The 22,441-nt window shown below is 70.3% G+C and carries 21 protein-coding genes; 8 read left to right on the plus strand and 13 right to left on the minus strand.

Going from position 1 to position 22,441, the window contains the following annotated elements:
- Positions 1-26: 26 nt before the first annotated feature.
- From ASE76_RS06270 to ASE76_RS06280, 3 genes are all read right to left on the minus strand, one after another.
- The gene (locus ASE76_RS06270) at positions 27-1,229 is read right to left on the minus strand and encodes an acyltransferase (RefSeq protein WP_082448076.1); all 1,203 of its coding nucleotides are present in this window, start codon (positions 1,227-1,229) and stop codon (positions 27-29) included.
- Positions 1,230-1,242: 13 nt separating this feature from the next.
- Entirely contained in the window at positions 1,243-1,614 is a 372-nt protein-coding gene (locus ASE76_RS06275) for a dihydroneopterin aldolase (protein WP_055836485.1), read from the minus strand.
- 142 nt (positions 1,615-1,756) lie between these two features.
- Positions 1,757-2,557 (minus strand): SDR family oxidoreductase, encoded by an 801-nt coding sequence (locus ASE76_RS06280; RefSeq protein ID WP_369793379.1) that lies wholly within the window; start codon positions 2,555-2,557, stop codon positions 1,757-1,759.
- A gap of 19 nt (positions 2,558-2,576) precedes the next feature.
- Here ASE76_RS06280 and ASE76_RS06285 point away from each other — a divergent pair, with 19 nt between their 5' ends.
- The gene (locus ASE76_RS06285) at positions 2,577-3,722 is read left to right on the plus strand and encodes a class I SAM-dependent methyltransferase (RefSeq protein WP_055836487.1); all 1,146 of its coding nucleotides are present in this window, start codon (positions 2,577-2,579) and stop codon (positions 3,720-3,722) included.
- A 111-nt stretch (positions 3,723-3,833) separates the two neighbouring features.
- Here the strand turns inward: ASE76_RS06285 and ASE76_RS06290 are convergent, their stop codons facing one another.
- Complete coding sequence (locus ASE76_RS06290; RefSeq protein ID WP_236698359.1) at positions 3,834-4,679, minus strand: HDOD domain-containing protein; 846 nt, start codon at positions 4,677-4,679, stop codon at positions 3,834-3,836.
- 104 nt (positions 4,680-4,783) lie between these two features.
- The gene (ggt, locus tag ASE76_RS06295; RefSeq protein WP_369793382.1) at positions 4,784-6,421 is read right to left on the minus strand and encodes a gamma-glutamyltransferase; all 1,638 of its coding nucleotides are present in this window, start codon (positions 6,419-6,421) and stop codon (positions 4,784-4,786) included.
- 291 nt (positions 6,422-6,712) lie between these two features.
- Here ggt and ASE76_RS06300 point away from each other — a divergent pair, with 291 nt between their 5' ends.
- The 7 genes from ASE76_RS06300 to ASE76_RS06330 all read left to right on the plus strand — a co-directional run bounded on the left by ASE76_RS06300 (position 6,713) and on the right by ASE76_RS06330 (position 13,095).
- On the plus strand, positions 6,713-7,606 hold the full coding sequence (locus ASE76_RS06300) for a TauD/TfdA family dioxygenase (protein ID WP_055836490.1): 894 nt from the start codon (positions 6,713-6,715) through the stop codon (positions 7,604-7,606).
- A gap of 240 nt (positions 7,607-7,846) precedes the next feature.
- Complete coding sequence (locus ASE76_RS06305) at positions 7,847-8,884, plus strand: ABC transporter substrate-binding protein (RefSeq protein WP_055836493.1); 1,038 nt, start codon at positions 7,847-7,849, stop codon at positions 8,882-8,884.
- 1 nt (position 8,885) lies between these two features.
- Positions 8,886-9,926: an ABC transporter substrate-binding protein gene (locus ASE76_RS06310; RefSeq protein ID WP_055836495.1), complete on the plus strand. Its 1,041-nt coding sequence runs from the start codon at positions 8,886-8,888 to the stop codon at positions 9,924-9,926.
- Positions 9,927-9,928: 2 nt separating this feature from the next.
- Positions 9,929-10,873, plus strand: coding sequence for an ABC transporter ATP-binding protein (locus tag ASE76_RS06315; RefSeq protein ID WP_055836497.1), 945 nt, complete (start codon positions 9,929-9,931; stop codon positions 10,871-10,873).
- The gene (locus ASE76_RS06320; protein ID WP_082448082.1) at positions 10,870-11,796 is read left to right on the plus strand and encodes an ABC transporter permease; all 927 of its coding nucleotides are present in this window, start codon (positions 10,870-10,872) and stop codon (positions 11,794-11,796) included. The genes ASE76_RS06315 and ASE76_RS06320 overlap by 4 nt, the downstream gene beginning before the upstream one ends.
- A 47-nt stretch (positions 11,797-11,843) precedes the next feature.
- Complete coding sequence (locus ASE76_RS06325; RefSeq protein WP_055836500.1) at positions 11,844-12,038, plus strand: DUF2905 domain-containing protein; 195 nt, start codon at positions 11,844-11,846, stop codon at positions 12,036-12,038.
- 109 nt (positions 12,039-12,147) lie between these two features.
- Positions 12,148-13,095, plus strand: coding sequence for an ROK family protein (locus ASE76_RS06330; protein WP_055836502.1), 948 nt, complete (start codon positions 12,148-12,150; stop codon positions 13,093-13,095).
- Positions 13,096-13,190: 95 nt separating this feature from the next.
- On the opposite strand, the gene ASE76_RS06335 is transcribed toward ASE76_RS06330, so the two are convergent.
- The 8 genes from ASE76_RS06335 to ASE76_RS06370 all read right to left on the minus strand — a co-directional run bounded on the left by ASE76_RS06335 (position 13,191) and on the right by ASE76_RS06370 (position 22,370).
- Positions 13,191-13,733 (minus strand): ureidoglycolate lyase, encoded by a 543-nt coding sequence (locus ASE76_RS06335; protein ID WP_055836505.1) that lies wholly within the window; start codon positions 13,731-13,733, stop codon positions 13,191-13,193.
- Positions 13,733-15,016, minus strand: a complete 1,284-nt coding sequence (locus tag ASE76_RS06340) for a Zn-dependent hydrolase (protein WP_055836507.1) — start codon at positions 15,014-15,016, stop codon at positions 13,733-13,735. The genes ASE76_RS06335 and ASE76_RS06340 overlap by 1 nt, the downstream gene beginning before the upstream one ends.
- 10 nt (positions 15,017-15,026) lie before the next feature.
- Entirely contained in the window at positions 15,027-16,232 is a 1,206-nt protein-coding gene (locus tag ASE76_RS06345) for an amidase (RefSeq protein WP_055836510.1), read from the minus strand.
- Positions 16,233-16,321: 89 nt separating this feature from the next.
- On the minus strand, positions 16,322-17,317 hold the full coding sequence (locus ASE76_RS06350; protein WP_055836513.1) for an ABC transporter ATP-binding protein: 996 nt from the start codon (positions 17,315-17,317) through the stop codon (positions 16,322-16,324).
- Between the two features lie 55 nt (positions 17,318-17,372).
- Positions 17,373-18,536, minus strand: a complete 1,164-nt coding sequence (locus tag ASE76_RS06355; RefSeq protein ID WP_369793381.1) for an ABC transporter ATP-binding protein — start codon at positions 18,534-18,536, stop codon at positions 17,373-17,375.
- A 61-nt stretch (positions 18,537-18,597) separates the two neighbouring features.
- A complete protein-coding gene (locus tag ASE76_RS06360) occupies positions 18,598-19,497 on the minus strand; it encodes an ABC transporter permease (protein ID WP_055836515.1) in 900 nt (299 codons plus the stop codon).
- Between the two features lie 118 nt (positions 19,498-19,615).
- Positions 19,616-20,569 (minus strand): ABC transporter permease, encoded by a 954-nt coding sequence (locus ASE76_RS06365; protein ID WP_055836518.1) that lies wholly within the window; start codon positions 20,567-20,569, stop codon positions 19,616-19,618.
- A 142-nt stretch (positions 20,570-20,711) separates the two neighbouring features.
- Positions 20,712-22,370, minus strand: a complete 1,659-nt coding sequence (locus ASE76_RS06370; RefSeq protein WP_055836521.1) for an ABC transporter substrate-binding protein — start codon at positions 22,368-22,370, stop codon at positions 20,712-20,714.
- Positions 22,371-22,441: the final 71 nt, after the last annotated feature.

Consider the following 22,441-nt stretch of genomic DNA (forward strand, 5'->3'; position numbering starts at 1 on the left):
GCGGTCCTTGCGGGCCATCCGCCCGGTCATCGGGGCGTTTCGCTCGGATGGTATTCAACGCGCCGGACCCGGGGCCTGGTGACCCATGCCATCAGGGGGGCTTCGACCAACCGAAACCAGATCCAGGCCGCCAGGACGATGAGCCCCGGAAAAAGCAGGGAGTAGAGCGTGAGCACGATGGCCGGCCCGCTTTCGAGATAGCGGTACCGGATGCTTCCCATCTGGTCCAGCAGGTAGGGGTGGATCAAGTAGAGGCTGAAGGATGCGTCGCCGATCCTGACCAGCCACCTGGGTGCGGACATACCCGAAAATTGAACGAACAGCGTCGTGAACAGCATGCCCACCGCCGCGATGCCGAAGGTTCCCGCCTTCATGAAATCGACATGGTCGAAATACCCCGACGTGGTACCGACCGAGAAGCCCAGCAGCGTTACCGAAACGGAAATCGGCAACCACAGCCAGGGATCGAGTCCGTGGCTCTTCCACCGGATCGCCATTTCGGATATCAGCGCGCCGGCCAGAAACTCCACGAAGTAGGCCGAGAGCACGAAATAGAGCGGCTGCTTGCCCACCTGCAGGGTGGCCGGGTGGAAAATCAACCAGAACGCGTTCCAGGCCACGATGCCGGCCACCACCCACGTCACCACCTGCAGCCGACGGGCGCCGGCCAGCAGGCAGATCGCGGCCAGGCAGACATAGAAGTACAGCTCGTACGTCAAGGACCAGGCCGTCGGCAGCCAGTTGTCTGCGCCGCTCGGATACAGCAGCAGGATGCTCTTGACGATCTGCTTGGGCGTTTTCTCGACGGTGCCGCTCAGCACCGCGGGCAATACGGCGAAGACGAGAAGCACGGGCCAGTAGCCCAGGTAGACCCTGAGCACCCGGCGCTTCAGGAAATCCTGGATCTGGGTCGCGGTGATGCATTTGCGCGCGGACGAGTAGACGACGAAACCGCTCAGCACGAAGAACACGTCGACGCCGAAGAAGCCGAAATGCATCGCCTTCGAAAAGCCTGCCAGCGTGGGAACCCCGGCCCAGTGGGGGCCCATGTGGAAATACAGTACCAACAGGGCGGCGATGCCGCGCAATACCTGAAGCCATTCGAGTTTCGAAGAGGCTCCGGCATGCATGCCGTCGATGGAAACCACGCTCATCTGATTCACCGCTTTTCCATCAGGGCCGAGCCTGAACAAACCTGTTGCCACCGCTTTCGCCTCGCGCGTGCCCATGCCGCAGCGGGTTTTACCACTGCCCCGTCTCCACCCGGATCGCCACCTCGCAGTCGTCGAAGATCTCCAGCTTGGCGATCTTCACCCGCACGCCCAGCACGCCCGGCAGCTGCATCAGCCGCAGCGACACCTTGCCGATCAGGCTCTCCAGCAGGTTGACGTGCACGGCGGTGCACTCGTCGATGACGATCTTGCGCACCTTGCGGTAGTCCAGCACCTGCAGGATCTCGTCGTCGTGCGGCAGCAGGTCCTGCGTGCCCAGGTTCAGCTCGGCATCGACCCGGATCGGCTGGGGCGCGGTTTTCTCCTGCTCCAGGATGCCCAGGTTGGCGTCGAAGCGCAGGCCGGTGAGGGTGAGGATCTGGGTGCCTTTGGTGGTGGACATGGGTGACAAGCCTTGGAAAAAAAACAGGGGCGGGAAACGAGGCGGTATTCCCAGGGTGCCGCGGAGCCGGCTCCGCCGGGCCGCCAGCACCGCCCCCGGAAGGGGGTTGGCGAAGACACGCAGTGCGAAGCCTGGGGGAGAGCTACATGAGGCTGAAATCGCGCTCGAACTTCATCAGGTGCTGGCCGCCGTCGACCAGCAGCGTGGTGCCGGTGAGCGAGCGGTTCTCCAGCGCGAACTTCACCGTCGCCACCACGTCCTCGGCCGAGGACGAGCGGCCGAGCGGCGACAGCCGGTGCAGGGCGGCGAACTTCTCGTCGCTGAGCATGTGGCTGGTGAGCGTCAGGCCCGGCGCCACGCCCACCACCCGCAGCACCGGGGCCAGGGCCAGGGCCAGCAGGGTGTTGGCGGCTTCCAGCGCGGCCTTGGAGAGCGTGTAGCTCAGGAAATCGGGGTTCGGGTTCCACAGTTTCTGGTCGAGCAGGTTGACCACCACGCCGTCTCCCGCCGCCGATCCGCGCGCCTGCAGGTGGGCATGCAGCGCCTGGGCCAGCAGGATCGGCGCGGCGGTGTTGCTGCGCAGGTGCCGCTCCAGCGCGTCGAAGCCGAAGCTCTGCGCATCGTCGTGCTCGAAGAGCGATGCGTTGTTGACCACCGCGTCCAGCCCGCCGAAGTGCGCGACCACCTGCGGCACCAGGCCGCGCACCGCTGCCTCGTCTTCCAGATCCGCATGAAAAAGCGCTGCGGCCGGCGCGTGGCGACGGCATTCAGCTACGGTTTCGATAGCGTCCGCCTCGGAGTGCCGGTAGTGCACCGCCACCTGCCAGCCGGCGGCCGCCAGCGCCAGCGCGATCTCCCGGCCCAGGCGCCGGCCGGCCCCGGTGACGAGCACGGTGCGCGGGGCGGGCAGGGAGGCGATGGGGGCGGTGGAGGCGGGCAGCACGGCGGGAGACAATCCGGGGATGACGACGAGACCCGAGAGTTTATCGACCGGCCCCGCCGCCGGCCCCGACCCCACCGCGCTGCACGCCGCCATCGCCGACGCGATTGACCAGGCCGGCGGCTGGATCGGCTTCGACCGCTTCATGGCGCTGGCCCTCTACGCGCCGGGCCTGGGCTACTACGACCGCGCCAGCCCCAAGTTCGGCACCATGCCGCAGTCGGGCAGCGATTTCGTCACCGCGCCGGAGCTGTCGCCGCTCTTCGGCCGGGCGCTCGCGGCCCAGGTGGCCGAGGCGCTCGCCGCCACCGGCACCGACGAGGTCTGGGAGTTCGGCGCCGGCTCCGGCGCGCTGGCCGCCCAGCTGCTGGAGGCGCTCCAGGCCCGCGGCGTGGCGCTGCGCCGCTACGTGGTCGTCGACCTGTCGGGCAGCCTGCGTGCGCGCCAGCAGGCCCGGCTGGCCGCCTGGGGCGACACGGTGCAGTGGCTGCATGCGCTGCCCGAGCGGTTCGCGGGCGTGGTGGTCGGCAACGAGGTGCTCGATGCGATGCCGGTCCAGCTGCTGGCCCGCCACGGCGGCCAGCACAGCGGCACCTGGCACGAGCGCGGCGTGGTGCTGGCGCCCGGCGGCGGCTTCGCCTGGCAGGACCGGCCGACCGACCTGCGACCGCCGGTCGACATCGAGGGCCCGCAGGACTACCTGACCGAGGTCCACCCCCAGGGACAGGCTTTTGTCCGCACCCTGGCCGACCGGCTGGAGCGCGGCGCCGCCTTCCTGCTCGACTACGGCTTTCCCGAGGCCGAGTACTACCACCCCCAGCGCCACATGGGCACGGTGATGTGCCACCGCGCCCACCAGGCCGACGGCGATCCGCTGGCCGACGTGGGCGACAAGGACATCACCGCCCATGTCGACTTCACCGGCATCGCCGTCGCCGCGCAGGAGGCCGGGCTGGAGGTGCTGGGCTACACCACGCAGGCCCACTTCCTCTACAACTGCGGCCTGGGCCCGCTGCTCGACGCGGCCACCCCGGCCGAGCGGGCCGCGGCGGCCAAGCTGGTCCACGAGCACGAGATGGGCGAGTTCTTCAAGGTGCTGGCCCTGGGTGCCGGCGCGCCGTGGGAGCCGATGGGGTTCGTGCGGGGCGACCGGACGCACCGGCTGTAGCGGGCCTGCGGCGGTGGCCGGCCGTCTGCTATTGAATGCATAGCTGACGGCCGGCGTCCCGCAACGGCTGCGGCTACTATTCTTCCGAAAGTCGCGGCTGCGGCCGTCCGACTAGATCGGCGTGTCGATAAAGCTCTCCACGTCGGGCATGTGCGCCGTCAGCCATTCCGGGTCGAGTTGCAGGGCCGCGACCACGTCGCGCGGCAGGGCGTCGATCGCATCGGCAGCCGACTTGTGCTCGTCGAGCTCCAGCTCGGCCAGCAGCGTGGCGATGTGCAGGATGCCGCCCAGCCGGCAGAAGGGCTCGCAGCGCATCGGATCGGAGGCGGTTTCCAGCGCATGGGCGATCGCCTCGGGGAAATTCCAGCGGCGCGCCAGCTCGGCCGTCACCGCACCTTCGGTGAAGCCCAGTACCGAGTGCTCGCGCTCCCACCGGCCGCCGGCGAAGTGCGGCAGGCGCTCGATCTCTGCGATCCGCTCGGGCACCTTCTGGGCGATGATAAGTTCGCCGAGCCGCACCATGAAGCCGGTCAGCCACGACTGCTGCACGTTGGTGCCCAGGGTGCGCGCCAGCCACTGCGCATAGCCGGCGGTCGCCATGCTCTCCTTCCAGAAGGCCTGGCTGTCGACACCCGGCACCGCCGCGAACGAACTGCTCATGCAGGCCGCCATCGCCAGGGTGCGCTCCTGGTTCAAGCCCACCATGGTGATGCCGTCGTCGAGCGAGGAGAGCTGCCGCTTCAGGCCGAAACGCGCGCTGTTGGCCAGCCGGATCAGCTTGGCGGTGAGCGCCGGGTCGCGTGCGATGGCGTTGCGCACCTTCTCGAACGGAATGTCGTCGTCGTGCAGCGTGGCGATCAGTTCGCGCGCCACGTCGGGCATCGTGGGCAACTGCACCCCGTCGAGGAAGTCGGCCAGCAGGGTGGAGGTGGCGGGAGCGGTGGTGCTGGTGTTCACGGCTGGGACCTTCCGGAAAAGACGTTGAGACGCCCGTTCTACCACTCTGGAAACATCTGGAAACCGGTGGTTGCCCTTGGTTGCGCCGCCGTTCTGGGGCCCGCTCAGTAGCCCAGCGCCAGCCCCGAATTCCGCCGCGGATCGTTGGCGCCGTAGAACCGGTTCCTGCCCACCGGCTTGCCGCCCAGCGCCGGCGCGCCGACGACGATGGCCGCCAGGTGGTTCGCGGGCTGCGGCGCGCCCAGCTTGTGGCCCCACTGCTCCAGCAGGCGGCGGGTGTCGGGCGAGAGCGCGTAGGGCTCGACGTTGGTCAGGTCGGGCAGCCATTGCTGGTGGAAGCGCGGCGCGTCGACCGCCTCCTGCACGTTCATGCCGTAGTCGATGGCGTTGGTCATCGTGAGGGCCACCGCGGTGATGATGCGGCTGCCGCCCGGGGTGCCCAGCACCATCACCGGCTTGCCGTCCTTGCTGACGATGGTCGGGCTCATCGACGACAGCGGCCGCTTGCCCGGGGCGATCGCGTTGGCCTCGCCCTGCACCAGGCCGTAGATGTTGGGCACGCCGACCTTGGAGGTGAAGTCGTCCATCTCGTCGTTGAGCAGCACGCCGGTGCCGCCGGCCGTCACCCGCGCGCCGAACCAGTCGTTGAGGGTGTAGGTGACCGAGACCGCGTTGCCCCAGCGGTCTGCGATGGAGTAGTGGGTGGTGTTGCTGCCTTCGTGCGGCGCCACGCCGGGCTTGATCTCCTGCGACACGCCCGCCTTGTCGGCCGCGATCACCGCACGGATCTTCTCGGCGTAACCCTTGTCCAGCAGACGGTCGAGCGGGTTCTTCACGAAGTCGGGGTCGCCCAGGTAGCTGTTGCGGTCGACGTAGGCGTGGCGCATCGCCTCGATCTGGTAGTGCACCGCCTGCGCCGATCCCCAGCCCAGTTCCTTTATCGGATAGCCTTCGAGCGTGTTGAGGATCTGGCAGATCACCACCCCGCCCGAGCTGGGCGGCGGCGCCGACACCACCCGGTAGCCGCGGTAGTCGCATTCGACCGGCGGCAGCTCCCGGGTGCTGTAGTCGTCCAGGTCGGCCTGGCTCAGGATGCCGTTGCCGGCCCGGCTGGAGGCGACGATCTGCTGCGCCACGCGGCCCTTGTAGAAGCCGTCGGTGCCGCGCTGGCTGACCGCGCGCAGGGTGCGGGCCAGGTCCTTCTGCACGATGCGGTCGCCCACGGCGTAGGGCGCGCCGTCCTTCTTCAGGAAGATGGCGGCGGTCGCCGGGTCCTTGGCGAAATCGGCGGTGGCGGTGGCGAACATGTCGATGTCGCCCTGGTCGAGCACGAAGCCTTTCTCGGCGAAGGCGATCGCCGGCGCCAGCAGCGTGGCACGCGGCCGGGTTCCGTATTTCTCGCGGGCGTATTCCAGGCCCGAGACGGTGCCCGGCACGCCCACCGCCAGGTGGCCCCGGGTGGAGAGGCCCTTGACCACATTGCCGTCGGCGCCCAGGTACATGTCGGCGGTCGAGGCCAGCGGCGCCTTCTCGCGGAAGTCGAGGAAGGTCTTGCGGCCGTCGGCCAGCTGCAGCGTCATGAAGCCGCCGCCGCCCAGGTTGCCGGCCGCCGGGTACACCACCGCCAGCGCATAGCCCACCGCGACGGCCGCATCGACCGCGTTGCCGCCGCGTTTCAGCACATCGACCCCGACACGGGTCGCCAGTTGCTGCGCGGTAACGACCATGCCGTTCTCGGCCATCGCCGGCGCCGCCGAGGCGGCCAGCCCGTGTGGCGCCTGCGCCAGCAGGCAGGTGGCGACGGCCGCAGCGGCCAGGGCGTGCCAAAAGGCAGGGGCGGCGGGTCTGCTCGCGGCGGTTGGGAAGGAAACCATGGCGTTGTCCTCGCGTACGTTGTTGGGATCGGTTCTTGGGCACGCGCCCGCCGAGATGATGACACGCCAGGGGGCCACGCCTCCCGTCAGTCGGTTTCTGCATAAGCAAGCGCGGAAACAGCGTTTTGCAAAAGACGCGGCGCTTCATACAGTGAACGCATGTCTGCTGTCCTCGCTCCCTTGCCCGTCGCGGCCCCGGCGTCTCCCGAAATCCGGCCCTTGCCCGGCGCCCTGGGCGCCGAAGTGGTGGGGCTGGACCTGTCCCGCCCCCTGCCCGAGGCCGATTTCCGCCGCATACACCAGGCCCACCTGGACCACCATGTGCTGGTGTTCCGCGACCAGCGCATCTCGCCGGCCGAACAGGTGGATTTCAGCCGGCGTTTCGGCCCGCTGCAGATCCACGTGCTGAAGAACTTCCAGCTGGCCGGCCATCCCGAAATCCTGATCGTCTCCAACATCCTCAACGATGCCGGCCAGCCGCTCGGCCTGGGCGACGCGGGCCACTACTGGCACTCCGACCTGTCGTACAAGGACAAGCCCAGCCTGGGTTCGCTGCTGCATGCGCAGGAACTGCCGAGCGAAGGCGGCGACACGCTGTTTGCCGATCAGCATGCCGCCTACGACGCGCTGCCCGAGGACCTCAAGGCGCGCATCGCGCCCCTGCAGGCCGAGCACAGCTACCTGGCCAAGTACGAGGAACTGCGCGCCAGGAGCCCCTGGCGGCCGAAGCTGACGCAGGCGCAGATCGACGAGGTGGCGCCCGCCATTCATCCGGTGGTGCGCACCCACCCGGAGACGGGGCGCAAGGCGCTGTTCGTCAGCGAGCATTTCACGACGCGCATCCTGGGGCTGTCGGAGGACGAGAGCCGGGCGTTGCTCGACGAGCTGTTCGCGCACAGCGTGCAGCCGCAGTTCTTGTACCGGCACGTCTGGCGGCCGCACGACATGGTGTTCTGGGACAACCGGTCGGTGATGCATTTGGCGGCGGGCACGCCCGACCATCTGCAGCGCAAGCTCTACCGCACCACCGTCGAAGGCGACCGTCCCTATTGAAGCGGGGCATTCGCCTACTGCGCGGGCCGATCTCGCGCCTGCGGTCCTCACCGTACGGGAGTACGGCTCCGGTCCTCGACGCGAGCTAGGCCCGCTCGCTACGGCGACTGCCCCACTTCAAGCACCTGCTGGGGGGAGCTCGCTTCGCATCGGGCGGCTCGCTGCGCATCGCCTTTGTTTTTGCGGCGCGTTTTCATTGCGTGGCGCTTCGGCTTTTCTATTCATCCATACGAGAACACCATGACCCCACTGCACCGTCGCCGATTCGCCTGCAAGGCGGCTTCCGTTCTTGCTGCTGCAAGCCTGCTGGCCGCGGGGCTGGGGGTGTCGACCGTGGCGCGGGCCGAGGGGCAGTTGCGGATCGCGGAGCAGTTCGGGATCGTGTACCTGCTGCTCAACGTGGCGCAGGACCAGAAGCTGATCGAGAAGCACGGCAAGGCGGCGGGGGTGGACATCAAGGTCGAATTCCTGAAGCTCTCGGGCGGCTCGGCCGTCAACGATGCGCTGCTGTCGGGCAGCATCGACGTGGCGGGCGCGGGCGTGGGGCCGCTGTTCACGCTGTGGGACCGCACCAAGGGCCGGCAGAACGTCAAGGGCGTGGCCTCGCTCGGCAATTTTCCGTACTACCTGGTCAGCAACAACCCGGCGGTGAAGTCGATCGCCGACTTCACCGACAAGGACCGCATCGCGGTGCCGGCCGTCGGCGTGTCGGTGCAGTCGCGGGTGCTGCAGTTCGCCTCGGCCAAGCTGTGGGGCGACAAGGAGTTCGCGAAGCTCGACAAGATCAGCGTCGCGGTGCCGCACCCGGATGCGGCCGCCGCGATCATCAAGGGCGGCACCGAGATCACCGGCCACTTCGGCAACCCGCCGTTCCAGGAGCAGGAGCTGGCCGGCAACCCGAATGCCAGGATCGTTCTCAAGTCCTACGACGTGCTGGGCGGCCCCGCGTCGGCCACGGTGCTGTACGCGACCGAGAAATTCCGCGCCGAGAATCCGAAGACCTATAAGGCGTTTCTCGGCGCGCTCGACGAGGCGGCTAAGTTCATCGCCGCCCACCCGGAGAAGGCGGCCGACACCTACCTGAAGGTGACCGGCGCCAAGACCGACCGGGCGCTGCTGCTGCAGATCATCCGCAACCCCGAGGTGCAGTTCAAGATCCAGCCCGAGAACACGCTGGCGCTCGGCCAGTTCATGCACCGGGTGGGCGCGATCAAGAACGCACCGGCCGGCCTGAAGGACTATTTCTTCGACGATGCGGCCACCGCGGGCGGCAACTGAGATGGCGCACGTTTCCCATCCCGCCCGCCGGCGCGTTCCCGGCCGCTTCCTGCCCCGCGCCCTCGCCGTGTTGCTGCTGGCCGCCGGCTGCATCGGTGCCGCCCAGGCCGAGGGCAGGATCCGCATCGCCCAGCAGTTCGGCATCGCCTACCTGATCCTGGACGTGGTGCGCGACCAGCAGCTGATCGAGAAGCACGGCAAGGCCGCGGGCCAGCCGATCGAGGTGGACTGGGCCAGCATCTCGGGCGCCACCGGCATGAACGAGGCGTTGCTGGCCGGCGCGCTCGACGTGGTGTCGGCCGGCGTGCCGCCGATGCTCACGCTCTGGGACCGCACCCGCGGCAAACAAGACGTGAAGGCGGTGGCCGCGCTCGGCTCGCTGCCCAACTACCTGATCACCAACAACCCCGACGTCAGGACGCTGAAGGACCTGGGGCCGAAGGATCGCATCGCGGTGCCGGCCGCGGGCGTGGGCTTCCAGTCGCGCACGCTGCAGATCGAGACGGCCCGACAGTTCGGCCGCGACGATTTCAAGCGCTTCGACACCCTCTCGGTCAGCCTGCCGCACCCGGACGCCACCGCCGCGCTGATCGCGGGCGGCTCGGAGATCACCACGCATTTCTCCAGTGCGCCGTTCTACTACCAGGCGCTGGAGGGCAACAAGGCGGTGCACAAGATCATCGGCTCGTACGAGATCCTGGGCGGGCCGGCCACCTTCAACGTGCTCTACACCACCCGCAAGTTCCACGACGAGAACCCCAGGACCTACAAGGCGTTCTACGCCGCACTGGCCGAGGCGGCCGAGTGGATCCGCGCCCACAAGGCCGAGGCCGCCGACACCTTCATCCGGGTGCAGAAATCCAAGCTGCCGCCCGCGTTCGTGCGCAAGATCGTCGAGGACCCTGAGAACGATTTCACCATCGTGCCGCAGAAGACCTTCGTCTACGCCGACGAGCTGCACAAGCTGGGCGTGATCCGCCAGCGGGCCGGTTCGTGGAAGGACTATTTCTTCGAAGAGGCGCACGCCGCGCCGGGCAGCTGAACATGCTCGCGCCCGCACCCAGACACGGCCACGACGCCGCCAGCGCACCGCAAGGCCCGGCCCTGCTGGAGGTCGAAGGCGTCAGCATCGACTACCGCACCCACGAGCGGGTGGTGCGGGCCACGCACCGCGTCGGCTTCGAGGTGCACGAGGCCGACCGCTTCGTGCTGCTGGGGGCGTCGGGCTGCGGCAAGTCGACGCTGCTCAAGTCGATCGCCGGCTTCATCCCGCCGACCGAGGGCCGCATCGTGCTGGACGGCTCACCGGTCACCCGGCCCGGCCCCGACCGGGTGGTGGTGTTCCAGGAGTTCGACCAGCTGCCGCCCTGGAAGACGGTGCGCGAGAACGTCATGTTCCCGCTGCTCGCCTCGCGCCAGGCGAGCCGCCGCGAGGCGGCCGAGCGGGCCGCGCTCTACCTCGACAAGGTGGGCTTGTCGAAGTTCGCCGACGTGCATCCGCACCAGCTCTCGGGCGGCATGAAGCAGCGGGTGGCGATCGCCCGCGCGCTGGCGATGCAGCCGCGGGTGCTGTTGATGGACGAGCCCTTCGCCGCGCTGGATGCGCTCACCCGGCGCCGCATGCAGGAAGAGCTGCTGGGCCTGTGGGACGAGTTCCGCTTCACCCTGATCTTCGTCACCCATTCGATCGAGGAGGCGCTGGTGGTGGGCAACCGCATCGCGATCCTGTCGCCGCACCCGGGCCGGCTGCGGGCCGAGCTCAACAGCCACCAGTTCGGGCTGCACAGCCTGGGCGGGGTGGAGTTCCAGGCGACCGCGCAGCGCATCCACCGGCTGCTGTTCGACGAGCCCGCCGCCGGTGCCGACGGCCCCGCCGCGCCCCCGGGCTCGGTCGATGCCGACGCCGCGGCCCTGTCGCGCCACGGCCGACCCGGTGCCGCCCCCTACATCCGCCCGGCAGGACAGCCGCCCTTCCAGATCGCCATATGAACGCCTTCGTGTCCCCCGAGCCGCTGGACGTGGACCCTGCCGGCACGGTCGTCCGCGCAGGCCGCGTGCCGCCGGTGCGCCCCGAGATCGACCGCGCGCTGGAGCCGCTGACCGGCATCCTGCCGACCCAGCCGCTGCCGCTGGCTGCGCGCGTCTGGCAGCAGGCCTGGCTGCGCAAGATGGTGATCCTGGCCGCGCTGGCGGTGGTGTGGGAGATCGCCGCGCGCTGGCAGGACAACGACCTGCTGCTGCCCACCTTTTTGCAGACGGCCCGTGCCCTGGTCGAGGGCCTGGGCACCGGCGAGCTGCTGGAGAAGACACGCATCTCGCTGGCGGTGCTGCTCAAGGGCTACCTGGCGGGGATCGCCGGCGCGTTCCTGCTGACCACGCTGGCGGTGTCCACCCAGTTCGGGCGCGACCTGCTCTCCACCCTGACCGCCATGTTCAACCCGCTGCCCGCGATCGCGCTGCTGCCGCTGGCCCTGCTCTGGTTCGGCCTGGGCCAGGGCAGCCTGGTCTTCGTGCTGATCCATTCGGTGCTGTGGCCGCTGTCGCTCGCGACCTACGCCGGCTTCCAGGGCGTGCCCGAGACCTTGCGCATGGCCGGCCGCAACTACGGCCTGACCGGCATCCGCTACGTGCTGCAGATCCTGGTGCCGGCGGCGCTGCCGTCGATCCTGTCGGGCCTGAAGATCGGCTGGGCCTTCGCCTGGCGCACGCTGATCGCGGCCGAGCTGGTGTTCGGCGCCTCGTCGGGCAAGGGCGGCCTGGGCTGGTACATCTTCCAGAACCGCAACGAGCTCTACACCGACAAGGTCTTCGCAGGCCTCGCGATGGTGATCCTGATCGGCCTGGTGGTCGAGGGCCTGGGCTTCCGCACGCTGGAACGGGTGACGGTGCAGCGCTGGGGGCAGGCGCGGTAGGCGGCGGCGGCACGCCGGCGCCGCGGCGGCGACAATCGCGCCTGCCCATGATCCGCCTCTACCTCGCCGTCTTCCTGGTCCTCATCCTGCTGAGCTGGGCCGCGCCCTGGTTGAAGCGCTTCGGGCTGGGGCGGCTGCCGGGCGACCTGCGGTTCCGGCTCTTCGGCCGCGAGTGGGACGTGCCGGTGGCCAGCACGCTGCTGATCGGTGTCGTCGCGGGCGCTGTCGCCAAGTTCGTCTAGCGGGCCGCTTGCCGAATCTGCTTACAGCCGGCGCGCGCCCGGGCTTCTACACTGGGCCGAACCGGCGCCACCCCGAGCGCGCCGCCCACCAGACGAGGACGATCTGCCCATGCGCGCGTGTGTCGATATCGGAGGAACCAAACTCGCCGTGAGCCTGGCACGGCCCGGCTCGCAGACCCTGCTGCACCGCCGGGCGGAACCCACCGCCAAGGAGGGCCCGCCCGACGCGGTGGTGGCGCAGATACTGCGGCTGTTGGGCGATGCCTGCGCCGAGGCGGGCATCGACATGGCGGCGATCGACGGCGTCGGCGTGTCCTCCGCCGGCCCGTTCCTGATGAAGGGCGGCTGCGTCGAAGTCTCCACCCCCAACATCTGTGGCGGCCTGGCCGGCGCCGACCAGGGCACGCCCAACGACTGGATCGCCTTTCCACTGGAGGCGCCGCTGCGCGCACGCTTCGGCCCGCAGGTGCCGGTGCGGGTTGAGAACGACTGCGTCGCCGCGCTGGAAGCCGAGCGCCGCTGGGGCGCGCTGCAGGGCGTGGCCGACTGCGCCTACGTGACCTGGAGCACCGGCATCGGCATGGGCTTCTGCGTCGACGGCCGGGTGCTGCGCGGCAAGAACGGCAACGCCGGCCACGGCGGCCACACGTTTTCCAGCGGCGGCTACGAAGGCCCGACCTGCGGCTGCGGCAACGTGGGCGACATCGAATCGCTGGTCTCCGGCACCGCGATGTCGCGCCGCTTCGTCCGCCAGGGCTTCCACGACGCCGCGACCCTGCTCGACGCCGCCCGCCAGGGCGTGCCCGAGGCCACGGCCATCGTCGACGAGCTGTGCCGCATCCTGGGCCGCGCGCTGTTCAACGCGGTGGCCCTGATGGACCTGCAGAAGATCAGCCTGGGCGGCAGCGTGTTCTGGCACCACCGCGACTACCTGCTGCCGCGCCTGCAGGCCGAGCTGGCATCGCACCTGCCCGCCCTGACCCAGGGCGTGGCGCTGGCGCCGGCGGGGCTGCAGGACAAGGTGGGGGACTACGCGGCGCTGGCCTTGCTGGAATGAGGCCATCCCCCGGTTTCCGCACAACCTGTCGGTAGCGAAAAAATCTGGTGAAAGCGCCTGAAGCCCGCGAGCAGTGCCGACATGCTGCTATGGTTTCAGGAGCTATGCACTGTGCTTGAAACGAAGGTTCCGGCGGGAAGTGCCGTCAGTTCGCAATCGACCCTGGCGCCACGCCGCTCCAGCACCAGCACGTCGGCCGCTCCCAGCGTCAAGAGCGGGTGGTGCCAGGTACCCCGGTGCAGCGTCACGCCCTGGCCCGGCCCGACCAGGAAGGCCTGCAGGGTGGCGGTGTCGGGGCGGCCGTCGGGCAGGGTGGGTGCCACCACCACCAGGCAGGTGGCGTCGCCCAGGGGCACGAAGGTCTGGCTGCCGAGCGTGTGGCGCTCCAGCGTGTGCAGTGTCCAGGGCGCGGCATGGGCCGGGCCGTGGGTGCGGAAGACGGTCAGGCAGGGCGTGCCGCCGTCGCCGGTGATGTCGGGCGGCGGCTGGTCGTGGCGCTGGGCGCTGCCGGCGTTGATCGGCAGGCCGGCGCCGTCGGGTACCTGCAACACGTCGCCGAAGGGCGCGAACGCGGCGGCGCCGAGGGGCTGGGCGACGAGGGTGCGGAGGGTGCCCGTATCGGATTCGGAGCCCGCCATCACAGGGCGTGGGCCAGCAGCGCGTGCAGCAGCACGTCGGCGCCGGCGGCCAGGTGGGCGGGCTCGGCGAACTCGATCTCGTTGTGGCTGATGCCGTCCTTGCAGGGCACGAAAACCATCGCGGCGGGGGCGCGGGTGGCGACGTAGACGGCGTCGTGTCCGGCGCCGCTGACCACTTCCATGTGGGACAGGCCCAGCGCCTCGGCGGCACTGCGCACGCTGGCGATGCAGTCGGGGGCGAAGTGGCAGGGCGGGTAGTACACGACCTGCTCCACCGCGATCCGCACCTGGGTGGCGGCGGCCACCTCGGCGCAGGCGGCGCGCAGCGCGGCGTCCATCGCGGCCAGGGCTTCGTCGGTCAGGTTGCGGAAATCGACGCTGAACTTCACCGTGCCGGGGATCGTGTTGCGCGAGTTGGGCGAAACCTGCAGGAAGCCGACGGTGCCGCGCCCGTGCGGCGCATGGCCGAGCGCGATGCGGTTGACCTGCTCGACGATGCGCGCCGCGGCCAGCAGCGCGTCGTGGCGCAACGGCATCGGCGTGGGACCGGCGTGCGCCTCCATGCCGGTCACCGCCACGTCGTACCAGCGCTGGCCGAGCGCGCCGGGCACCACGCCGATGGTGCGGCCGGCGGCTTCCAGCACCGGGCCCTGTTCGATGTGCGCCTCGAAGTACGCGCCGAACATGCCGCCCGGCACCGCGCCGGCCGGGTGGCTGCCGGCATAGCCGATGCGCTGCAGCGCGTCGCCGACCCGGATGCCGTCGATGTCGGTCTGCCCGTGCGCGAAAGCGGCAGTGAAGGCGCCGGCGAACACGCCCGAGCCCATCATCACCGGCACGAAGCGCGATCCCTCCTCGTTGGTCCAGGCGACCACCTCGATCGGCGCGGCCGTCTCGATGCCGTGGGCGTTCAGGGTGCGCACCACCTCCAGCCCGGCCAGCACGCCGTAGTTGCCGTCGAACTTGCCGCCGGTGGGCTGGGTGTCGATGTGGCTGCCGGTGGCGATGGCCGGGCGTCCCGGGTCGGTGCCGGCGCGGCGGGCGAAGATGTTGCCGATCTCGTCGATCCGCACCGCCAGGCCCTCGGCCTCGCACCAGGCGACGAACAGGTCGCGGCCCTGGCCGTCGAGCGCGGTGAGCGCCAGCCGGCAGACGCCGCCCTTGTCGGTGGCGCCGATCCGCGCCAGGTCCATCAGCGACTGCCAGAGGCGATCGGGGTCGGTGCGCAGCGCGGCGGTGGCGGGCAGGGCGGTCGGAGCGTGGTCGGGGGTGAGCAGTGCCATCGGGTTTGGTTCAGAAAAGGGTGGCGGAGAGGGCGATCAGCGCGCGGTCGCTGCCGGGCGGGCCGACCAGCGACAGGCCCAGGGGGGCGCCGTCGATCCGCATCAGCGGCAGCGAGATCTGCGGGAAGCCCGAGAGCCCGGCCAGGCACAGCATGCGGATCGCCTGGTTGCGGTAGTCGTCCAGCGCGCTCTCGGGCTCGCGCAGCAGCGGCGCCACCTGCGGCATGGTGGGCATCAGCAGCACGCCGTCGGTGCCCAGCAGCGCAGCCAGGCGGGCGCGGAAATCGGCCTGCACCGCCGCATGCCCGGCCAGGCCGGTGGCCGCCACGTCGCGCGACCAGGCGAAGCGTTCCTTCACGCCGGGGCCCAGCTGCAGGTTGTGGCGCTCGATCGTCGTGCCGTGGTGCTGCCAGGCCTCTGCGCCCTGCAGATGCCGGAACGCCCAGTACAGCGTGTCGAAGGCCAGGCCGCAGCCGGCCTGCACCGGTGCGGGCTGGCCGACGGCGAAGGCCAGCCGGTCGAGCGTGGTGCCGAAGGCGGCCTGCACCGCGGGGTCGAGCGCGGCCAGCACGTCGGCCGCGACCAGCCAGCGCGGCGCGGCCAGCGTTGCGCCCGTGTCCTCGCCCAGCAGCACCGCGCCGACGCGGGCGAAGGTGGCGATGTCGCGGGCGAACCAGCCGCAGGTGTCGAAGCGCGGCGCCAGCGGCATGGTGCCGCCGAGCGGGATGCGCTCGTGCGTCGGCCGCAGGCCCACCAGGCCGCAGTGGCTGGCCGGCGCCCGCACCGAGCCGCCGGTGTCCGACCCGATCGCGAAATCGACCAGCCCGCAGGACACGGCCGAGGCCGAGCCCGAGCTCGATCCGCCGCTGATCCGCTCCGGCGCGGCGCCGTTGCGCGGCGCGCCGAAGTGCGCGTTCTTGCCGCTCATCGAGAAGGCCAGCTCGTCGGTGACGACCTTGCCGGCGAAGGCGGCGCCCGCGGCCAGCAGTGCCTCCACCACCGGGGCCGAGCGCGGCTTGTTGCCCGAGAGCGCCAGCATGTGCGGGCTGCCGCAGCCGGTGGGATAGCCCTCCATGTCGTAGATGTCCTTGACCGCGAAGCTCAGCCCCTGCAGCGGGCCGGCCGCGGCATGCGGCGTGCCGCCCGGCGGCGCGGGGTAGGGCACCCAGCAGTGTTCGGGCGCGGCCGGGAGGGTGTCGGAGGCGGGTACGGTCATGGTGCTGAGCGTGTTTTCGGATGAAAAGAGGCTGTGGCCGGCGCGGTACGCCGGCCACCAGCTATCAAATCTATAGCAAACGGCATGCGTCAGCCGGTGGCGGTCGCCGGCGCCGCGGCGGGCCGCACCGCATCGACCACGTCGAGTCGCAGGCAGCGGGCGCTGTGGCCGGCACCCAGCGCCACCTCGGGCGGCTGGGTGGCGCGGCAGGCGTCCTGCGCCCAGGCGCAGCGCTCGGCGAAGGCGCAACCCGGCGGCAGCCGCGACAGGTCGGGCGGCGATCCGGCGATGGTCTGCAGCCGCTGGCCCTTCTGCATCGCGCCGTGGGCGCGGCTCTGCAGCAGCGACAGGGTGTAGGGGTGGCGCGGCCGGGTCAGCAGGATGGCGGCCGGGCCCTGCTCGACGATGCGCCCGGCATACATCACCGCCATGCGGTCGGCCACCTCGGCCGCGGCGCCGATGTCGTGGGTGACGAAGACGATGGCAAGGCCCATCTCCTGCTGGAGCTCGCGCAGCAGCAGCAGGATCTGGATCTGCACCGTGGCATCGAGCGCGGTGGTGGGTTCGTCGGCCAGCAGCAGCTGGGGCCGGCAGGCCAGGGCCAGTGCGATCATGGCGCGCTGGCGCATGCCGCCCGACATCTCGTGGGCATAGGCGGCCAGCCGCCGCTCGGGGCTGGGGATGCGCACCCGCTCGAAGAGGGCCAGCGCGCGGGCATGGGCCTCGGCGCGGCCGACGCTCTCGTGCCGGCGGATCGCCTCGACGATCTGCGCGCCCACCGGGTACACCGGGTCCAGCGCCAGCAGCGGCTCCTGGAAGATCATCGCCACCTGCTTGCCGCGCAGGGCCGACAGCTCCCGCGCCGACATCGCCAGCACGTCCTGGCCCGCCACCTCCAGCCGGCCGGTGATGCAGGTGCTGCGCGCCGCGTGCAGCCGCATGACGGCCCGCAGCGTCACGCTCTTGCCCGAGCCCGATTCGCCGATCAGCGCCACCACCTCGCCGGGGCGCAGCGACAGGTCGACGCCGTTGACCGCCTCGATGCGCCGGGCGCCGGCGCTGAACTCGACCCGCAGGTCCTGCATCCGCAGCGCGGGTGTGGCCGCGGCCGTGCCGGCCGCCAGGGGGGAGGGTGTGCGGTCAACCACGCTGGGCCTCCGGGAAGATGTCGGGCAGTTCGCCGGCCGCGTGCACCGCCCGCACCGCCGTCGGGCGCCGGTCGCCCGCGGCGGGGCAGGGCGGGAAGTCGGGCAGCGGCTCGTAGCCGGATTCGGGCTCCCAGCGCAGGCAGGCCACCCCGTGGCCGGGCGCCGGCTCCACGAAGGCGGGCATCCGCTGCGCGCACACCGGCTGGGCGAAGGCGCAGCGGGTGTGGAAGCGGCAGCCCGTCGGCGGGTCGATCGGGTTGGGCGGATCGCCCGAGAGCGGCGCCTCGGTGGTGCGCTGCAGCGGATCGGCGCTCGGCATCGACTGCAGCAGCGCCCGGGTGTAGGGATGGCGCGGCGCGTCGAAGACCTGCTCCGACGGCCCCACCTCGACCACTTGGCCCAGGTACATCACCAGCACCCGGTCGCTCACGTAGCGCACCACGTGCAGGTCGTGGCTGATGAAGAGGTAGGTCAGGCCGAAGTCGCGCTTGAGGTCTTCGAGCAGGTTGAGCACCTGCGCCTCGACCGACTTGTCGAGCGCCGACACGGCTTCGTCCAGGATCACCAGCCGCGGCTCCAGCGCCAGCGCGCGGGCGATGTTGACCCGCTGCCGCTGCCCGCCCGAGAGCTCGTGCGGATAGCGGCCGGCGAATCGCGCCGGGTCCAGCCCCACCCGCGCCAGCAGGTCGTGCGCCCGGGCGAGCGCGGCGCGCTGCGGCACGCCGTGCACCGTGGGGCCGAAGGCGACCGAGTCCTCGATCGTCATCCGCGGGTTGAGCGACGAATAGCTGTCCTGGAACACCATCTGCGTCTGGCGGCGGAACTCGCGCAGCGGCAGCGCGCGGGAGCCGACCGTCTGGCCGTCGAACACCAGCTCGCCCCGGTCCTGGCGGGTGAGCTGCATCAGCAGGCGCGCGGTGGTCGACTTGCCGCAGCCCGATTCGCCGACCACGCCCAGCGTCTCGCCTTTCTTGATGTCGAAGCTCACGTCGTCTACCGCCCGCACCGCGGGCCGCGGGCCCCAGGGCGCCAGGCCCTTGCGCTTGAGCGGGAAGTGTTTCTGCAGGTGCTGCACCCGCAGCAGCGGCTGGCGCGGGCCGCCCAGGTCGCGCGGGTCGGCGAGGGCGGCGGGGACGATGCTGAACATCTGGCTCATCGGGACACCTCGGTGCCGCGCGCTGCGGCGCGGGCCCATATCGGCAGGGCGAATCGACGGTTCATTGCTTGACCTCCATCGCCTGGCGCAGGCCGTCGGCCAGCATGTTGAAGGACACCGAGGTGACGAAGATCAGCACCCCCGGCAGCGCGGCGATCAGCGGCTGGCTGTAGATGGCGGTGCGCAGGGTGTTGAGCATCAGCCCCCATTCGGGCTGCGGCGGCTTCACGCCCAGGCCCAGGAACGACAGGCCCGAGGCCAGGATCATCGACACCGAGATGAGGCTGGTGGCATAGACGAAGATCGGCCCGATCACGTTGCCCAGCACATGGCGCCGCACGATGGTGAACGGCCCGGCGCCCGAGGCACGGGCCGCGTCCACGTAGTCGCTGCGCCGCACTTGGGTGGTGACGCTCTCGGCGATGCGGGCGATCTGCGGCACGAAGACGACGGTCAGCGAGATCAGCGCGTTGGTGATGCCCGCGCCCAGCGCGCCCGACAGCGCGATCGCCAGCAGCACCGACGGAAACGCGTACAGCACGTCGATGCAGCGCATCACCACCGTGTTGACCCGGCCGCCCGCATAGCCGGCCAGGATGCCGATGCCGCCGCCCACCGCGAAGGCCATGACGACCGGCGCGATGCCCATGAACAGCGACAGCCGGCCGCCCAGCATCAGCCGCGAGAGCATGTCGCGCCCCAGCTCGTCGCTGCCGAGCGGATAGCCGGCGGTGCCGACCGGCCGCAGCCGTTTGAACATCGAGGTGGCGAACGGATCGGCCGGCGAGATCCACGGCGCCAGCAGCGCCACCAGCACCAGCAGCAGGATCACCGCCGCCGCCGCCATCGCGACGGGGTTGCGCACCAGCCGGCGCAGCACGTTGGCGCCGTGGCCGCGGGAGCGCACCACGTTCGGCGCGGGGGCGGACGGCAGGCCGCCTGGCGCGAGGACCGCGCTCATGGCAACGCTCCAGGGCCAGAAACACCGCGGAACCGGCTTTGCCAGGCCGCCGGTGTTGCCCCCTGCAAGGGGGTTGGCGGCCACACGCAGTGGGCAAGCCTGGGGGTGTGCTGCATGGCTAGGCTCTTTCGATACGGGGGTCGAAGACGGTTTGGAGCACGTCGACGATCAGGTTCAGGCCCACGAAGAACAGCGCCAGCACCAGGATCGTGCCCTGCAGCAGCGGCAGGTCGCGCTGGAAGATCGCCTGGTTCAGCAGAAAGCCGGTGCCGGGCCAGGAGAACACCGTCTCGATCAGGATCGAGCCGCCCAGCAGGTAGCCCAGCTGCAGGCCCATCACCGCCAGCGCGGTGGGCGCGCAGTTCTTCACCACGTGCCGGAACACGCCGAACTCGCCCAGGCCGCGGGCGCGCAGGCCCACCACGAACTCCTGCGACAGGATGTCGGCCACCAGCGCCCGCACGGTGCGCGCCACGATGCCCATCGGGATGAACGACATGGTGACCGCCGGCAGCACCATGTACTTGAGGTGCTCCAGGTCCCATTTCCAGGCGCCCGAGCCGTCGGGGCCGGCGCCGGTGGCCGGCAGCCACATCAGTTGCGACGAGAACACGATCACCAGCACCATGCCCAGCCAGTAGTGCGGCACGCTCACCCCGATCACCGAGATGAACGAGGCCAGCCGGTCGGCCCACGAGTGCCGGAAATACCCCGCCACGAAGCCGAACAGCGCGCCGAAGAAAAACCCGATCAGCGTGGCCATCATCGCCAGCATGAAGGTGTTGCCCACCGCCTTCATCACCTCCTGCGTCACCGGCCGGCTGGTCGCGATCGAGGTGCCCAGGTCGCCGTGCAGCGCGCGCCAGAGCCAGTGGAAGAACTGCTCGGGCAGGCTGCGGTCGAAGCCGTAGAGCTTCATCATCTGCCGCTGCAGGTCCACCGACGCATCCGCCGGCAGGATCGCCACCAGCGGGTCGCCCGGCGCGATGTGCACCAGCATGAAGCACAGGAACGACACCCCCAGCATGATGGGCAGCGCGTAACCCGCACGGCGAAAAAGGTAGGCGATCATCGTGTTTCCTCGGGCGCCGCGCCGCAACGAACGACGCGCACCCTCTCCATATCAGGGACACCGCGGAACCGGCTCCGCCGGGCCGCCGGTGTCGCCCCCTCGAAGGGGGGGTGGCGAAGACGCGAAGCGCGCAGCCTGGGGGTCAGTTCAAGTCCATCGTGGCGATGTCGATGAACCAGCTCTTCGGCTGCACCACGCCCTTGACCTTGGCCGACATCGCCCGCGGGCCCACGTCGTGCGCCACGAACAGGAACGGCGCCTCGTCGACGATGCGGGTGTGCAGTGCGGCCAGGGCCGCGTCGCGCTGCTTCTCGTCGAAGGTGGTGCGGGCCTTGTCGACCAGCGCGTCCATCGCCGGGTCGCTGTAGTAACCCCAGTTGTTGGCGACCGGCGGCTGCGCCTTGGTGCTCACGAAGCGCACCATCGCGAAGAACGGGTCCATCGTCGCGGCGCTGATGTTGGTGGCGTGGGCCCCGTGCGCGCCCGGATCCTTGGCGCCCAGGCGCCAGCCGGAGAACAGGGTGTTCCACTCGACCACGTCGAACTGCACGTCGAAATAGCAGTCCTTGAGGCTCTGCTGGATGAACTCGTTCATCGGCAGCGGCTGCATCTGGCCCGAGCCGGAGGCCGAGGTCTGCACCTTCACCTTCACCGGCTTGGCGGCCGAGTAGCCGGCCTCCTGCATCAGCTTCTGGCCGGCGGGCACGTCGTGCTTGATCTGGAACGTCGGGTTGCCGCGCCACGGGTCGCCCGGCTCGGCGATGCCGGTGGCGCCCACCATCAGGCCGCCCAGCAGTTCCTTCATCGCCTCGCGGTTCACGCACAGGTTGGCGGCCTGGCGCACCTTCTTGTCCTTGAAGGGCGAGTCGGGCAGCAGCGAGAACTGCCACGGCCACAGGTGCGGCTGCAGGTTGGAGTACAGCTTGAAGCCGCGCGCCTTGATCGCGTCCAGCGCGTCGGGCGAGGGCGCCTCGATCCAGTCGACCTGGCCCGACATCAGCGCCGCGGTGCGGGCGCTGGCCTCGGGCAGGGGCAGCAGCACCACCCGGTCGATCTTGGGGCGGCGGGCCGCGTCCCAGTAGGCGGGGTTCTTCACCATCTCCAGCCGTTCGCGCGGCACGAACTTGGCCTGCTTGAACGGGCCGGTGCCCGACGCGTCGGCCGCGAAGGCGGCCCAGGCCTGCTTGCTGCGTTCGGCCTTGTCGGTGGTGGCGGCGGGCACCGCGGCCAGCTTCTTGGCCCAGTGCGCGGGCGAGGCCATGAACAGGTTGGTGAGGTTGATCGGCAGGAACGAGTCGGGCTCGGAGGTGGTCAGCTCCACCGTCAGGTCGTCGATCTTGCGGGCGGTGCGCAGCGTGGGCATGCGGGAGGCGGTCACGCCGATCTGCGCCGGGTCGTACTGCGCGGCTTCCTTGTCGAGCACCTTGCCCACGTTCCAGACCACCGCGTCGGCGTTGAAGGGCGTTCCGTCGTGGAACACCACGCCGGGGCGCAGCTTGAAGGTCCATTTGGTCTTGTCGGCCTCGTTCACCGCCCAGGAGACGGCCAGGTCGGGGATCACCACGCTGGGCTTGGTGGCCGAGCTGAGGTCCCACTGCGTCAGCGCGTCGTACATCGGGATGCCGGTAAAGCGGTTGCCCTCGTAGCCCTGGTCGGGCTGGCCCGAGGTCCGCGGAATGTCGCCGGCGGTCATGGCGATGCGCAGCGTCTTCTCCTGCGCATGGGCCATGCCGGCCAGGGAGGCACCGGCACCGAACAGACAGGCCAGCGCCAGGCGGCGCAAAGGGGGCAAGGTCTTCATGGAACTCCTCAAGTGTGGAAGGGAGCGCGCGCAGTGAGCGCCGTCCTGTCGATTGCGAGCAAGGGCCGTAC

This window comes from Xylophilus sp. Leaf220 (assembly GCF_001421705.1).
GTDB lineage: Bacteria > Pseudomonadota > Gammaproteobacteria > Burkholderiales > Burkholderiaceae_C > Xylophilus.